Source organism: Streptomyces sp. VTCC 41912, assembly GCF_045799175.1.
Taxonomy (GTDB): Bacteria; Actinomycetota; Actinomycetes; order Streptomycetales; family Streptomycetaceae; genus Streptomyces; species Streptomyces albulus_C.
The window spans coordinates 1-16,571 of record NZ_JBJMAB010000050.1; the positions used below are offsets into that span (position 1 = coordinate 1).

Annotated in this window: 1 protein-coding gene; it reads left to right on the plus strand. The window is 76.6% G+C overall.

Annotated features, from left to right (window positions below):
- Nucleotides 1-16,554, plus strand: a 16,554-nt coding sequence (locus tag ACJ6WD_RS37280; RefSeq protein ID WP_407617468.1) for a type I polyketide synthase, incomplete at its 5' end; no start/stop codon positions are given.
- Nucleotides 16,555-16,571 lie beyond the last annotated feature (17 nt).

Genomic DNA, 16,571 nt, shown 5'->3' on the forward strand with positions numbered 1-16,571 from the left:
GGGTTGTCGTTGCGTGATGGTGCGCGGGTGGTGGCGTTGCGCAGTCAGGCGATTGGGCGGGCGTTGGCGGGGCGGGGTGGGATGATGTCCGTCGCGTTGGCGGTCGAGGAGGTGGAGTCGCGGCTGGGCGAGTTCGACGGGCGGGTGTCGGTGGCCGCCGTCAACGGCCCGCGGTCCGTCGTGGTCGCGGGCGAGCCCGAGGCGCTCGACGCCCTGCACGCCCGGCTCACCGCCGACGACGTCCGGGCCCGCCGGATCGCGGTGGACTACGCCTCCCACTCCCACCAGGTCGAGGACCTGCATGAGGAACTCCTGGCGGTGCTGGCGGACCTGGCACCCGAGCCGTCGGAGGTGCCGTTCTTCTCGACGGTGACCGGGGACTGGCTGGACACCACGGAGCTGGACGCCGGCTACTGGTTCAGCAACCTGCGCGGACGGGTCCGGTTCGCCGACGCGGTGCAGGAGTTGCTGGCGGCGGAGCACCGGGCGTTCGTCGAGGTCAGCTCGCACCCGGTGCTGTCGATGGCGGTGCAGGAAGCGATCGACGAGGCCGGGGTGCCGGCCGTGGCCGCCGGCACGCTGCGCCGGGACCAGGGCGGCGCGGACCGCTTCCTGCTGTCGGCCGCCGAGGTCTTCGTGCGCGGGGTGGACGTCGACTGGGCAGCGCTGTTCGCAGGGACCGGGGCGTCCCGCGTCGACCTGCCCACCTACGCCTTCCAACGCGAACACCTCTGGGCGGTACCGCCCGTCCCGGCAGACGGCGCCCCGGACCCGGACGACGCGGCCTTCTGGACCGCCGTCGAGGACGGTGACGTCTCCGCACTGACCACCACCCTCGGCACCGACGAGGGGTCCGTCGCCGCCGTCCTGCCGGCCCTGTCCTCCTGGCGCCGGGCGCGCCGCGACCGTTCCACCGTGGACGCCTGGCGCTACCGCGTCGCCTGGCAGCCGCTCACCGGCACGCTGCGGACCCCGACCCTGACCGGCAGCTGGCTGCTGGTGACCGCCGACGGCATCGACGACGCCGACGTCGCCGGGGCGTTGGAGGCGCACGGCGCGCAGGTGCGCCGCCTGGTCCTGGACGAGGACTGCACGGACCGGGCCGTCCTCGGGGAGCGGCTGGCCGGCGTGGTGGCGGAGACCGACGGCTGGACCGGCATCGTCTCCGTCCTCGCCGCGGCCGAGCGGACCGGCGCCGTCCAGGGCACCTCCCTGGTCCTCGGCACCGCCCTGACGGTGACCCTGATCCAGGCCCTCGGCGACACCGGAATCGACGCCCCCGTATGGGCGTTGACCCGTGGCGCGGTCTCCACCGGCCGCGCCGACGCGCTGACCGCACCGGTCCAGGCACAGGTCGTCGGCGTCGGCTGGACCGCGGCGCTGGAGCACCCGCAGCGCTGGGGCGGCACCATCGACCTGCCCGCCGCCCTCGACGACCGGGCCGCCCGCCGACTCGCCGCCGCGCTGTCCGGCGCCCTCGGCGCCGAAGACCAACTCGCGGTCCGCCCCTCCGGCGTCTTCACCCGGCGCATCGTCCGCGCCGAGACCGCCCCCGGACCGTCCGCCCGGACCTGGACGCCGCGCGGCACGACCCTGGTCACCGGCGGCTCCGGCACCCTCGCCCCGCACCTCGCCCGGTGGCTGGCCGCACGCGGCGCCGCACACGTCGTGTTGGTCAGCCGGCGCGGCGCGGAAGCCCCCGGCGCCACCGAACTCGCCGCGGAACTGGCGGAGTCGGGCACCGAAGCGACCCTGGCCGCCTGCGACATCACCGACCGGGACGCGGTCGCCGCACTGCTCGCCGACCTCAAGGCCGACGGCCGCACCGTGCGCACCGTCGTCCACACCGCCGCCACCATCGAGCTGCACACCCTGGACGCCACCACGCTGGCCGACTTCGACCGGGTGCTGCACGCCAAGGTCACCGGCGCCCAGGTCCTCGCCGAACTCCTCGACGACGAAGAGCTCGACGACTTCGTCCTGTACTCCTCCACCGCCGGCATGTGGGGCAGCGGCGCACACGCCGCCTACGTCGCCGGCAACGCCTACCTCGCGGCGCTCGCCGAGCACCGGCGGGCCCGCGGACTGCCGGCCCTGGCGCTGTCCTGGGGCATCTGGGCCGACGACCTCAAACTGGGCCGGGTCGACCCCGGGCAGATCCGCCGCAGCGGCTTGGAGTTCATGGACCCGCAGCTCGCCCTGAACGGCCTGCGGCGGGCGCTGGACGACGACGAGCGGGTCCTCGCCGTCGCCGACGTCGACTGGGAGACGTACCACCCCGTCTACACCTCGGGCCGCCCCACCCCGCTCTTCGACGAGGTCCCGGACGTCCAGCGGCTCACCGCGACCGCCGAGCGGGACGCCGAGGCCGGTGCCCGGGGCGAGTTCGCCGCCGCCCTGCACGCCCTGTCCGACGCCGAGCGGCAGCGCACGCTCCTGGAGACCGTCCGCACCGAGGCCGCGGCCGTCCTCGGACTGTCCTCCGCCGAGGACCTCACCGACCAGCGGGCCTTCCGCGACATCGGCTTCGACTCGCTGACCGCGGTGGCCCTGCGCAACCGGCTGGCGTCCGTCACCGGACTGACGCTGCCGTCGACGATGGTCTTCGACCACCCCAACCCGGCCGCGCTGGCCGCCTTCCTGCACGGCGAACTCGCCGGCGCCCGGTCCGCCGGCGCCGTCGCCGTCCCGACGGGCCCGCCCGCCGACGACGACCCGATCGCCGTCATCGGCATGAGCTGCCGCTACCCCGGCGGCGTCAGCTCCGCCGAGGACCTGTGGCGGATCGCCCTGGACGAGGTCGACGCGATCTCCGGCTTCCCCGCCGACCGCGGCTGGGACGCCGACGGCCTCTACGACCCCGACCCCGACCGGGCCGGCCGCACCTACTCCGTGCAGGGCGGCTTCCTGCGCGACGTCGCCGAGTTCGACCCCGGCTTCTTCGGGATCTCGCCGCGCGAGGCGCTCGCCATGGACCCCCAACAGCGGCTCCTGCTGGAAACCGCCTGGGAGGCGTTCGAGCACGCCGGCATCGACCCGGTCGCCCAGCGCGGCAGCCGCACCGGCACCTTCGTCGGCGCCAGCTACCAGGACTACGCCTCCGGAGTGCCCAGCGGCGAGGGCTCCGAAGGCCACATGATCACCGGCACGCTCTCCAGCGTGCTGTCCGGCCGGGTCTCCTACCTCTTCGGATTCGAGGGCCCCGCCGTCACGCTCGACACCGCCTGCTCCTCCTCCCTGGTCGCCCTGCACCTGGCCTGCCAGTCCCTGCGCAACGGGGAGAGTTCCCTGGCCCTGGCCGGCGGCGTCAGCATCATGTCCACGCCGATGTCGTTCGTCGGCTTCAGCCGGCAGCGCGCCCTCGCCGAGGACGGCCGCTGCAAGGCGTACGCGGACGGTGCCGACGGCATGACCCTCGCCGAGGGCGTCGGCCTGGTCCTGCTGGAGCGGCTCTCCGTCGCCCGCGCCAACGGGCACCAGGTACTCGCAGTCATCCGCGGCTCCGCCGTCAACCAGGACGGCGCCTCCAACGGCCTGACCGCGCCCAACGGCCCGTCCCAACAGCGCGTCATCCGCCAGGCCCTCGCCAACTCCGGCGTCGAACCCGGCGACATCGACGTCCTGGAGGGCCACGGCACCGGCACCGCCCTCGGCGACCCCATCGAGGCCCAGGCCCTACTGGCCACCTACGGCCCCGACCGCGACCCCGAACGGCCGCTGCTGCTCGGCTCGGTGAAGTCCAACATCGGCCACACCCAGATGGCGTCCGGCGTCGCCAGCGTCATCAAGCTCGTCCGCGCCCTCCAGGAAGGGGTGGCGCCCAAGTCCCTGCACATCGACCGGCCCTCCACCCACGTCGACTGGTCCTCCGGCGCCATCGGACTGCTCACCGCCCGCACGCCGTGGCCCGAGACCGGCCGACCGCGCCGCGCCGCCGTCTCCTCCTTCGGCATCAGCGGCACCAACGTCCACACCATCCTCGAACAGGCCCCCGCGGACGACGGGGCCGCGCCCGCCGACCCGCCGCACGACGGCCTGGTGCCGGTGCTCGTCTCCGGCCGCGGCGAGGCCGCACTGCGTGCCCAGGCCGCCCGCCTGCTCGCCTTCGTCGAACAGCGCCCCGACGCCCACCTCACCGACCTCGCGCACGCCCTCGCCACCTCGCGCGCCGCGCTGGAGCACCGGGCCGCGGTCCTCGCCACCGACCGCGCCGAACTGGTCCGCGCCCTGCACGCACTGCGCGACGGACGGCCCGACCCCGGCCTCGTCCAGGGCACCGCCGGGCGCGGCCGGACCGCCTTCCTCTTCACCGGCCAGGGCAGCCAGCGGGCCGGCACCGGCCGCGAACTCCACGCCCGCCACCCGGTGTTCGCCGACGCGCTCGACGCCGTCCTGGCCCGGCTCGACGACGCCCTGGGGCGGCCGCTGCGCGAGGTGCTGTTCGCCGCACCGGGCTCCGCCGAGGCCGCGCTGCTGGACCGGACCGGCTACGCCCAACCCGCCCTGTTCGCCGTCGAGGTCGCCCTGTTCCGCCTGCTGGAGTCCTGGGGCGTCACCCCCGACTACCTGGCCGGCCACTCCGTCGGCGAACTCGCCGCCGCGCACGTCGCCGGCGTGCTGTCGCTGGACGACGCCTGCACCCTGGTCGCCGCCCGCGGCCGACTCATGCAGGCACTGCCCGAGGGCGGCGCCATGGTCGCCCTGGAAGCGGCCGAGGACGAGGTCCTCCCGCACCTCGCGGACCTCACCGACCGGGTGTCGGTGGCCGCCGTCAACGGGCCCCGGTCGGTGGTCGTCGCCGGGCACGAGGAGGACGTCCTCGCGCTCGCCGCCGCCTTCGCCGCCGACGGGCGGCGCACCAAGCGGCTGCGGGTGAGCCACGCCTTCCACTCGCCGCTGATGGACGCCATGCTCGACGACTTCGCCGCCGTCGCCCGCGGCCTCACCTACCACCCGCCGACCATCCCACTGGTGTCGAACGTCAGCGGCGGCCCGGCCACCGCCGACCAGATCGGCACGCCCGACTACTGGGTCCGGCACGTCCGCGCCGCCGTCCGCTTCGCCGACGGCATCGACTGGCTGGCCACCCAGGGCGATGTCCGCACCTTCCTGGAACTCGGCCCGGACGGCGTCCTGACCGCCATGGCCCGGGAGAGCCTCACCGACCCGTCCCGCACGGCACTGCTGCCGACCCTGCGCGCCGACCGGCCCGAGCAGCGGACCCTGCTCACCGCCGTCGCCGCGGCCCACGCCCACGGCACGGCCGTCGACTGGACCGCCCACTTCGCCGAACACGGCGCGCGCCGCCTGGCCCTGCCGACCTACGCGTTCCAACGCGAGCGCTACTGGCCCGACACCACCGCAGCGACACCGGCCGGCCCGGCCGGCCCGACCGGCTCCGCCCTCGACGCCGAGTTCTGGGCCGCCGTGGAGCGCGACGACGTCGCCGCCCTCACGGCCTCCCTGGACCTGGACGACGCGACCGTCACCGCCATGGTCCCTGCACTCACCGCCTGGCGCCGCCGCCGCGGCGAGCAGACCGAACTGGACTCCTGGCGCTACCGCGTCACCTGGAAGCCGCGCGGCGCCGCCACCGCACCCGCCGCCCCCGCCGGCCGCTGGCTCGTCCTCGTCCCGCACGACCACCGGGACGAGGCCACCGCCGCCTGGGCCACCGACGTCGCGGACGCCCTCGGCACCGCCACCGTCCGGCTCGCCGTCGCCACCGCCGACCGGACCGAGCTGGCCGCCCGGATCACCGCGGCGGCCGGCGACGAGGACCCCTTCAGCGGCGTGCTGTCCCTCCTGCCGCTCGCCCCCGGCGACGCCGGCCACCCCGGCGCGCCCGCCGCCCTCACCCTCACCACCACCGCCGTCCAGGCCCTCGGCGACGCCGGGATCGACGCCCCGCTGTGGAACGTCACCCGCGGCGCCGTCGCCGTCGGCCGCACCGAGCGGCTCACCGCCCCCGACCAGGCCGCCGTCTGGGGCCTCGGGCGCACCGTCGCCCTGGAACTGCCCGCCCGGTTCGGCGGCACCGTCGACCTGCCCGCCACCATGGACCAAACGGCCGCACGCCGGCTGCGCGCGGTGCTCGCGGCGAACGACGGCGAGGACGCGGTGGCCGTCCGGCCGTCCGGCGTCTTCCTGCGCCGCCTCGCGCACGCCCCCGCCGGCCCGGACGCGACCCGCACCCCGTTCGATCCGGCGGCCGGCACCGTCCTGATCACCGGCGGCACCGGCGGCATCGGCGGCCACCTCGCCCGCCGCCTGGCCCGGGACGGCGCCGCCCACCTGCTGCTCACCAGCCGCCGCGGACCCGACGCGCCCGGCGCCGAAGCGCTCCGCGCCGAACTGGAGGAACTCGGCGCCCGGGTCACCCTCGCCGCCTGCGACGCCGCCGACCGCGACGCCCTGGCCGCGCTCCTCGCCGAGGTGCCCGACGACGCCCCGCTGTACGCGGTGTTCCACACCGCCGGCGTCGTCGAGGACCACGTCCTGGACGCGCTCGCCCCGGAGCACTTCGCGGCCGTGCTGCGCGCCAAGACCGTCGCCGCCCACCACCTGGACGAACTCACCGCCGACCTGGACCTCGCCGCGTTCGTGCTGTTCTCCTCGACCGCCGGCGTGCTCGGCGCCGCCGGCCAGGGCAACTACGCCGCGGCCAACGCCCACTTGGACGCGCTCGCCGCCCACCGCCGCGCCCGCGGCCGGACCGCGCTGTCCGTGGCCTGGGGCCCGTGGGCCGGCTCCGGCATGGTCGCCGACGACGCCGAACTGACCGACCGGGTGCGGCGCGGCGGCTTCGAACCGCTCGCCCCCGAACGCGCCGTGCACGCCCTGCTGCGCGCCGTCGCCCACGACGACACCACCGTCACCGTCGTCGACCTCGACTGGGAGCGGTACCTGCGCGCGTTCGCCGCGCTGCGCCCGCTGCCGTTCGTCGCCGACCTCCCCGAGACCGCCCGCGCCCTCCCGGCGGCCCCCACCGGCGCCGCCGACGACCTGCGGCAGCGGCTGGCCGAACTGCCCGCCCCCGAACGCCCGGCAGCCCTCCTGGACCTGCTGCGCGCCCAGGTCGCCGCCGTCCTCGGACACGCCGACCCGCACACCGTCGACGACGACCGGGCCTTCCGCGACCTGGGCTTCGACTCGCTGACCATCCTGGAACTGCGCAACGCCCTCAACGCCGCCACCGGCCTGAGCCTGCCCGCCACCCTGGTCTACGACCTGCCCACACCGCGCGAGATGGCGGACTTCCTGCTCGCCGAACTCCTCGGCACCCTGCCCGCGGACACCACCACCGCCGTCCCCACCGCCGCCACCGACGACGACCCGGTCGCCGTCATCGGCATCGGCTGCCGCTTCCCCGGCGGCGTCACCACCCCCGAAGAGTTCTGGCACCTCCTCGACGACGGCCGGGACGGCATCAGCCGCTTCCCCGACGACCGCGGCTGGGACCTCGCCGCCGGCGCCTCCGACACTCTGGACGGCGGATTCCTCTCCGGCGTCGCCGACTTCGACGCCCGGTTCTTCGGCATCTCGCCCCGCGAGGCGCTGGCCATGGACCCCCAGCAGCGGCTGCTGCTGGAAACCACCTGGGAGGCGCTGGAACGGGCCGGCATCGACCCGACCGCGCTGCGCGGCTCCAGCACCGGCGTCTTCGTCGGCACCAACGGCCAGGACTACCCGACCCTGCTGCGCCGCTCCGCCTCGGACGTGGCCGGCTACGTCGCCACCGGCAACACCGCCAGCGTGATGTCCGGCCGGCTCTCCTACGCGCTCGGCCTCGAAGGCCCGGCCGTCACCGTCGACACCGCCTGCTCCTCCTCGCTCGTCGCCCTGCACTGGGCCGGCCGGGCGCTGCGCACCGGCGAGTGCGACCTCGTCGTCGCCGGCGGCGTCTCGGTGATGGCGAGCCCCGACTCCTTCGTGGAGTTCTCCACCCAGGGCGGACTGGCGCCCGACGGCCGCTGCAAGGCGTTCTCCGACGCCGCCGACGGCACCGCCTGGTCCGAGGGCGTCGGCATCCTCGTCCTGGAACGCCTCTCCGACGCCCGCCGCAACGGCCACCCGGTCCTCGGCCTGATCCGCGGCACCGCCGTCAACCAGGACGGCGCCTCCAACGGCCTGACCGCCCCCAACGGCCTGTCCCAACAGCGCGTCATCGCCCAGGCACTGGCCGACGCCTGCCTGGTCCCCGCCGACGTCGACGCGGTCGAGGCGCACGGCACCGGCACCACCCTCGGCGACCCGATCGAGGCCCGGGCCCTGATCGCCGCCTACGGCCGGAACCGGGACGCCGAACGCCCGCTGCTGCTCGGCACCGTCAAGTCCAACCTCGGACACACCCAGGCCGCCGCCGGCGCCGCCGGCGTCATCAAGATGCTGCTGGCGATGGGCCACGGCACCCTGCCGAAGTCCCTGCACGTGGGCACCCCGTCCCGCCACGTCGACTGGAGCGGCGGCACCGTCGCGCTGCTCGACGACGCCCGGCCCTGGCCGGCGACGGGTCGGCCCCGGCGCGCCGGCGTCTCCGCCTTCGGCGTCAGCGGCACCAACGCCCACGTCGTCGTCGAACAGGCCCCCGCCACCGACGCCCCGACCACCGCCCCCGTGCCGCAGCCGGCCCCCGCCGTCGTCCCGTGGATCCTCTCCGGCCGCAGCCGCGCGGCGCTCCAGGCCCAACTCGACCGGTTCACCGCCCACTTCGCCGCCCACCCCGACGCGCTCCCGCCGGACCTCGGCCGCTCGCTCGCCACCGACCGCACGCTCTTCGCCCACCGCGCGGTGCTGCTCGCCGGCCCCGACGGCGTGCGCGAGGCCGCCCGCGCCACCGCGCCCCGCACCCCCGGCCGCACCGCGTTCCTGTTCTCCGGACAGGGCGCCCAGCACGCCCGGATGGGCCACGACCTGTACCGGCACTTCCCGGCCTACGCCGAGGCGCTGGACGCGGTCCTCGCCCAGTTCGACACCGTGCTGGACGTTCCGCTGCGCGAGGTGCTGTTCGCCGCACCGGGCTCCGCCGAGGCCGCGCTGCTGGACGAGACCGGCCACACCCAGCCCGCGCTGTTCGCCGTCGAGGTCGCCCTCTACCGGCTCGCCGAGTCCTGGCAGCTGACCCCCGACCACGTCGCCGGCCACTCGATCGGCGAGATCGCCGCCGCGCACGTCGCCGGGGTGCTGTCCCTTCAGGACGCCTGCCGTCTGGTCGCCGCCCGCGCCGCGCTCATGCAGCAACTGCCGCCCGGGGGCGCCATGGTGGCCGTCGAGGCCACCGAGGACGAGGTGACGCCGCTGCTCACCGGCGGCGTCGCGCTCGCCGCGGTCAACGGACCCCGGTCCGTGGTCGTCGCGGGCGCCGACGACGCCGTCCGCGCCCTCGCCGACCGGCTCGCCGCCGACGGCCGCCGCACCCGGCGCCTCACGGTCAGCCACGCCTTCCACTCGCCGCTGATGGACCCGATGCTGGCGGAGTTCGCCCGGGTCGCGGAGTCCCTCACCTACTGCGCACCGCGCATCCCGTTCGTCTCCTGCCTCCGCGGCGCCCCGGCCGACGCCGGACCGTGCACCCCGGAGCACTGGGTGCGGCACGTCCGCGAGACCGTCCGGTTCGCCGACGGCCTGCGCGCCCTGCACGACGCCGGCACCACCACCTACGTGGAGATCGGCCCCGACGGCGTGCTGTCCGCCCTGGCCGAGCAGACCCTCGACGCCCTCGGGGCCACCGCACCGGCCGTGGTCGTGCCGCTCCAGCGCCGCGACCGCGCCGGGGACCTCGCCCTCCTGGAGGGCCTGGCCACCCTGCACGTCCACGGCGCCGGCCCGTCCTGGGCCGCCTACTTCGAGGCCACCGGCGGCCACCGCACCGCACTGCCCACCTACGCCTTCCAACGGGAGCGGTTCTGGCCCGAACCCGGCGCGCCCGCGGACCCCCCGCAGGACCCGGCCGACGCCGCCTTCTGGACCGCCGTCGAACGCGCCGACCTGGCGGGCCTGGCCGCCTCCCTCGACCTGGACGACGGCACCGTCACCGCGATGGTGCCGGCCCTGTCCGCCTGGCGCCGGCGGCACGGCGCCGCCTCCGCCGCCGCCCAGTGGCGCTACCACGACACCTGGTCCGCGCTCCCGACGCCGGAGCCGGCGGCGCCCACCGGCCGCGCCCTGGTCCTCGTCCCGACCGGACACACCGACACCGCCTGGGTGCGTGCCGTCGTCGACGCCCTCGGCACCGACACGGTCGCGGTCGAACCGGACGCCCTCGAAGAGCAGTTGACGCGGCCGGGCAGCGACGGCTGGCGCACCGTCGTCTCCCTGCTCGCCGCCGCCCGTGACGCCCTGCCGGACGAGGCGGCACGGCCCGCCACCCTCCTCGCCACCTTGGACGAGGCCGGCGTCGACGCGCCCCTGTGGTGCGTCACCCGCGGCGCCGTCCAGGTCGCGGGGGAGGCCCCGACCGCCGTCGGCCAGGCCGCCCTGTGGGGCCTGGGCCGGGTCGCCGCACTGGAACACCCGGACCGTTTCGGGGGCCTGGCCGACCTGCCCTCCGATGCCGACGACCGGGCCGCCGCGCACCTCGCCGCGCACCTCGCCGCACCGGGCGCCGAACGCGAGGTCGCGGTCCGCGCCACCGGCGTCCACGGCCGCCGGCTGGTCCGCACACCCGCCGCCCCCGACGCCCCCGAGGCCGCCGCCTGGCGGCCCACCGGCACCGTCCTGGTCGTCGGCGGCACCGGCACCATGGGCGGCCTGGCCGCCCGCTGGCTGGCCCGCGAAGGCGCCCGCCACCTCGTCCTCACCACCTCCGACCCCACCGCGCACACCACCGCCACCGAGGCCCTGACGGCCGAACTGGCCGCGCTCGGCGCCCACCTCACCGTCCTGGCCCACGACCCCACCGACCCCGACGGCTACGCCGCCCTCCTCGACGGGCTCACCACCGACACCCCGCTCACCGCGGTCGTCCACGCACCGGAGACCGACGCCGCCCCCGACGCCGCGGCCGACCTCGCCGCCACGCTCGCCCCCGTCACCGCCCTCGGCGCGGCCCTCACCGGACGGCCCCTGGACGCCTTCGTCCTCTTCGGCTCGCTCGCCGGAGTCTGGGGGGTGCGCGGCCGGGCCGCCGAAGCCGCGTCCGGCGCCTACCTCGACGCCCTCGCCCGCGCCTGCCGCCACCGCGGCACCCCGGCCCTGGCCGTCGCCTGGGGCGCCTGGTCCGAGCTGGCCGACCCGTCCCTCGCCGCCCACCTGCGCGTGAACGGCCTGCCGGTGCAGGACGCGGACACCGCCCTGGCCGCCCTCGGCCGGGCCGTCGCCGACGGCACCGCCGCCGAGGCCGTCGTCGACGTCCGCTGGGAGACCTTCGCGCCCCGCCACCACGAGGCCCGTCCCACCGCCCTGTTCGACGCGTTGCCCGAGGCCCGCACCGCACTCGCCGAGGCCGCCCGGGAGCACGCCGACCGGCAGACCGCGGCCGGCGACTACGGCCGCTGGCTCGCCGCCCAGCCCGCCGCCGACCACGGCCGCATCCTGCTGGACCTCGTCACCGACAAGGCCGCCACCGTCCTCGGCCATGCCGACCACGACCTCCTCGAACCCGACCTGCCCTTCCGGGACCTGGGCTTCGACTCGCTGACCGCGGTGGACCTGCGCAACCAACTCGCCACGGCCACCGGCCTGACCCTGCCCGCCACCCTCGTCTTCGACCACCCCCACCCGACCGCGCTCGCCGCCCACCTGCGCACCCGACTCGTCACCGGCGCCACCGACGCCGTCGACCCCGCCGCGCCGGTGGCCGCCCCGGCCGTCACCGGCGACGACCCGATCGTCATCGTCGGCATGGCCTGCCGCTACCCCGGCGGCGTCACCTCGCCCGAGGACCTGTGGCAGCTGATGAGCGACGGCGTCGACGCGGTCGGCGACTTCCCCACCGACCGCGGCTGGGACCTGACCGCCCTCGCCGGCGACGGGCCCGGCCGCAGCGCCACCCTCCAGGGCGGATTCCTCCACGACGCCACCGACTTCGACCCCGGCCTGTTCGGCATCTCGCCGCGCGAGGCCCTGGTGATGGACCCGCAGCAGCGGATCCTGCTCGAAACGTCCTGGGAAGCCCTGGAACGCGCCGGCATCGACCCGACGACCCTGCGCGGCAGCGGCACCACCGGCGTCTTCGTCGGCGGCGGCTCGGGCGACTACCGGCCGCCGGAGGAGGCCGGGCAGTGGCAGACCGCCCAGTCCGCCAGCCTGCTCTCCGGCCGCCTCGCCTACACCTTCGGCATCCAGGGCCCCACGGTGTCCGTCGACACCGCCTGCTCCTCGTCACTGGTCGCCCTGCACCTGGCCGCCCAGGCCCTGCGCGCCGGCGAATGCACGATCGCGCTGGCCGGCGGCGTCACCGTGATGGCCACCCCGGTGGGCTTCGTCGAGTTCAGCGCCCAGGGCGCCCTGTCGCCCGACGGCCGCTGCCGCGCCTTCTCCGACGACGCCAACGGCACCGGCTGGTCCGAGGGCGTGGGCATGCTCGTCGTCGAACGGCTCTCCGACGCCCGCCGCAACGGCCACCGCGTCCTCGCCGTCCTCCGCGGCTCCGCCATCAACCAGGACGGCGCCTCCAACGGCCTGACCGCCCCCAGCGGCCCCGCCCAGCAGCGCGTCATCCGCCAGGCCCTCGCCAACGCCGGCCTGCGCTCCGCCGACGTCGACGCCGTCGAGGCGCACGGCACCGGCACCACACTCGGCGACCCCATCGAGGCGCAGGCCCTCCTCGCCACCTACGGACAGGACCGCGCCACACCCGTACTGCTCGGCTCGCTGAAGGCCAACATCGGCCACACCCAGGCCGCCTCCGGCGTCGGCGGGGTCATCAAGATGGTCCTCGCCATGCAGCACGGCCAACTGCCGCGCTCCCTCTATGCCGAGAACCCCTCGTCGCACGTCGACTGGACCGCCGGCACCGCCCACCTGCTCACCGCCCACACGCCCTGGCCCGACACCGACCGCCCGCGCCGCGCCGCGGTCTCCTCCTTCGGCGCCAGCGGCACCAACGCCCACGCCATCCTGGAACAGTCCCCGCTCGACGCGGCCCCCGCCCCTCCCGCGCACGACGGCACGCCGCTGCCGTTCCTGCTCTCCGCCCGCTCCCAGAACGCCCTGCGCGACCAGGCCCGCCGCCTCCTGGCCCACCTCGCCGCGCACCCCGACGCCCGCCCCACCGACCTGGCCTACTCGCTGGCGACGACCCGGGCCGCCTTCGAACACCGCGCCGCCGTCACCGCCACCGACCACGACGCCCTGCGCACCGCCCTCACGGCCGTCGCCGAGGGCAGCACGGCCACCACCCGGCACCCCGGCACCGCACACACCGCCGTGCACCACCTCCAGCGCACCGGCAAGCGCGCCGTGCTCTTCTCCGGTCAGGGCTCCCAACGGCTCGGCATGGGCCGTGAACTCCACGACCGGCATCCGGCGTTCGCCGCCGCCTTCGACGCGGTCCTGGCCCGACTGGACGGCCTGCTCGGCGTGCCCCTGCGGGACGTCGTCTGGGGCACGGACGAGGCGGCACTGCACGCCACCGGCCACGCCCAGCCCGCACTGTTCGCCGTCGAGGTCGCGCTGTACCGCCTGCTCGAATCCTGGGGCGTGCGGCCCGACTTCGTCGCCGGCCACTCCGTCGGCGAACTCGCCGCCGCCCACGTCGCCGGCGTCCTCTCGCTGGACGACGCCTGCCGCCTGGTCGCCGCCCGCGCCGCCCTGATGCAGGAACTGCCGACCGGCGGCGCCATGATCGCCGTCGAGGCCGCCGAGGACGAGGTCACCGGGCTGCTCACCGACGGCGTCTGCCTCGCCGCGGTCAACGGCCCCACCTCCGTCGTCCTCTCCGGCACCGACGACGCGGTGACCGCCCTCGCCGACGACCTGGCCGCACGGGGCCGCCGCACCACCCGGCTGCGGGTCAGCCACGCCTTCCACTCCCCGCTCATGGAGCCGATGCTGGACCGCTTCCGGACCGTCGCCGAGGGCCTGGAGTACCAGCCGCCGCGCATCCCGGTGGTGTCCAACCTCACCGGCGACGTGGCCGACGCCGCGGAACTGTGCACCGCCGACTACTGGGTGCGCCACGTCCGCGCCACCGTACGGTTCGCCGACGGCGTGCGGACCCTGGCCGACCGCGGCGTCCGGCTCTTCCTGGAAGTAGGCCCGGACGCCGTCCTGTCCGCGATGGCCGGCCGGTCCGCACCGGACGCGGTGGTCGTGGCGACCCTGCGCCGCACCCGCGGCGAGGACGAGACGCTGATCGACGCCCTGGCACAGCTGCACGTCCACGGCGCCGGCCCGCGCTGGGACGCCGTCTTCGCCGACCGCGCCGCCCGATGGCTGGACCTGCCGACGTACCCCTTCCAACGCGGCCGCTTCTGGCCGGAGGCCCTCCCCGGGACGGCCGCGCCCGCGGCGGCGGCCGGCGGGTCCACCGAGACCGACGCGGCCTTCTGGGACGCCGTCGCACAGGAGGACTTCACCGCGTTGGAATCCGTACTCGACGTCGAGGGCGACGCGCTCTCCAAGGTGCTGCCGGCCCTCATGGACTGGCGCAGCCGCCAGGCCGACGAGTCCCGACTGGCCGCCTGGCGGCACCGGATCGTGTGGCAGCGGCTCACCGGCGCCGCCCTGGCGCACCGCAAGGCGCTCAGCGGCACCTGGCTGGCCGTGGTCCCCGAGGGACTGACCGACGACCCCTGGGTGACCACCACCCTCGACGGCCTCGGCACCCACCTCGTGCACGTCGAGGTCGCCACCGCCGACCGGACCGCACTGGCCGGCGCCCTGCGCGCCCGGGCCGCCGACGGCACCCGCTTCGGCGGCGTGGTCTCCCTGCTGGCCCTGCGCGACACCTGCGCCGGCGCGGTACCCGAAGGCACCGCCCTGACCACCACGCTCCTCCAGGCCCTCGGCGACGCCGGCATCGACGCACCGCTGTGGTGCGTCACCCGCGGCGCCGTCTCCGCCGGCCGCACCGACCGGCCGCGGCGACCGCTACAGGCCGCCGTCTGGGGCCTGGGCCGGGTCGCCGCCCTGGAGCACCCGCAGCGCTGGGGCGGCCTGGTGGACCTGCCCGAGGACCCCGACCAGCGGTCCGCGGCCGGCCTCGCCGCCGTCCTGGCCGGCCTCGACGGCGAGGACCAGGTGGCCGTGCGCGGCACCGCGGTGCTCGCCCGCCGCCTGGTCCCCGCGCCCGACCGCAGGTCCGCCGAGCCCTGGCACCCGACCGGCACCGTCCTGGTCACCGGCGGCACCGGCGCCCTCGGCGCGCACGTCGCCCGCCGCCTGGCCAAGGACGGCGTCCAGCACCTCGTGCTGCTCAGCCGACGCGGCCCCGACGCCCCCGGCGCCGCCGAACTGCGCGCCGAACTCGACGGGTTGGGCACCGACGTCACCGTCACCGCCTGCGACGTCGCCGACCGCCACCAACTCGCCGCCGTCCTGGCCGCCGTCCCCGACGACCGGCCGCTGACCGGGGTGGTGCACGCCGCCGGCGTCCTCGACGACGGCGTCCTGGACCGGCTCACCCCCGAACGGTTCCAGGAGGTGTTCCGCGCCAAGGTCACCTCGGCACTGCTGCTGGACGAGCTGACCCGCGACCGCGACCTGGCCGCGTTCGTCCTGTTCTCCTCCGCCTCCAGCGCGGTCGGCAACCCCGGCCAGGCCAACTACGCCGCGGCCAACGCCGTCCTGGACGCCCTCGCCGAACAGCGCCGCACGCTCGGCCTGCCCGCCACCTCGGTCTCGTGGGGCGCCTGGGGAGGCGGCGGCATGGCCGGCGCCGACGGCGCGGAAGGGGCCGCGCGGCGGGCCGGCGTCGGCGCGATGGACCCGGACCTCGCCGTCGAGGCCCTGCTGCGCCTGGTCACCGGGAAGGAGCCCACCGCGGTCGTCGCCGACGTGGCCCTCGACCGGTTCGCCGGGGCCTTCGCCGGGAGCCGACCCAGCGCGCTGCTGCGGGAGTTCCCCGGCTACCGCGAGGCGGTCGCCGCGCAGGCGGAGACGGCGACCGCGGACGCCGGCGGACTCGCCGCCCGGCTCGCCGCGCTGCCGCCCGCCCGCCGCCCGGACACCGTCGTCGACCTGGTGCGCACCCGCACCGCGCAGGTGCTCGGCTACCCCGACGTCGACGCCGTCGCCGCCGAACGGTCCTTCCGCGACCTCGGCGTCGACTCCCTCGGCGCCGTCGAACTGCGCAACCAACTGGGCGCGGCGACCGGCCTGAACCTGCCGGCGACGCTGGTCTTCGACCACCCGACCCCCCAGGCCCTGGGGGAGCACCTCCTCGCCGGGCTCTTCCCGGACGAGCCGGCCGCATCCGACGACGAGACGGAGATCCGGGCCCTGCTGGCCACCGTGCCCCTGGACCAACTGCGGGAGATCGGGGTCCTGGAACCCCTGCTCCAGCTCGCCGGGCGCGACGGCCGGCCCGCGGACGACGACGGCGAATCCGTCGACTCGATGACAGTGGCAGACCTCGTGCGGGCCGCGCTCAACGGCCAGTCCGACCTGTAGCGCGATTGGTGGAGCAG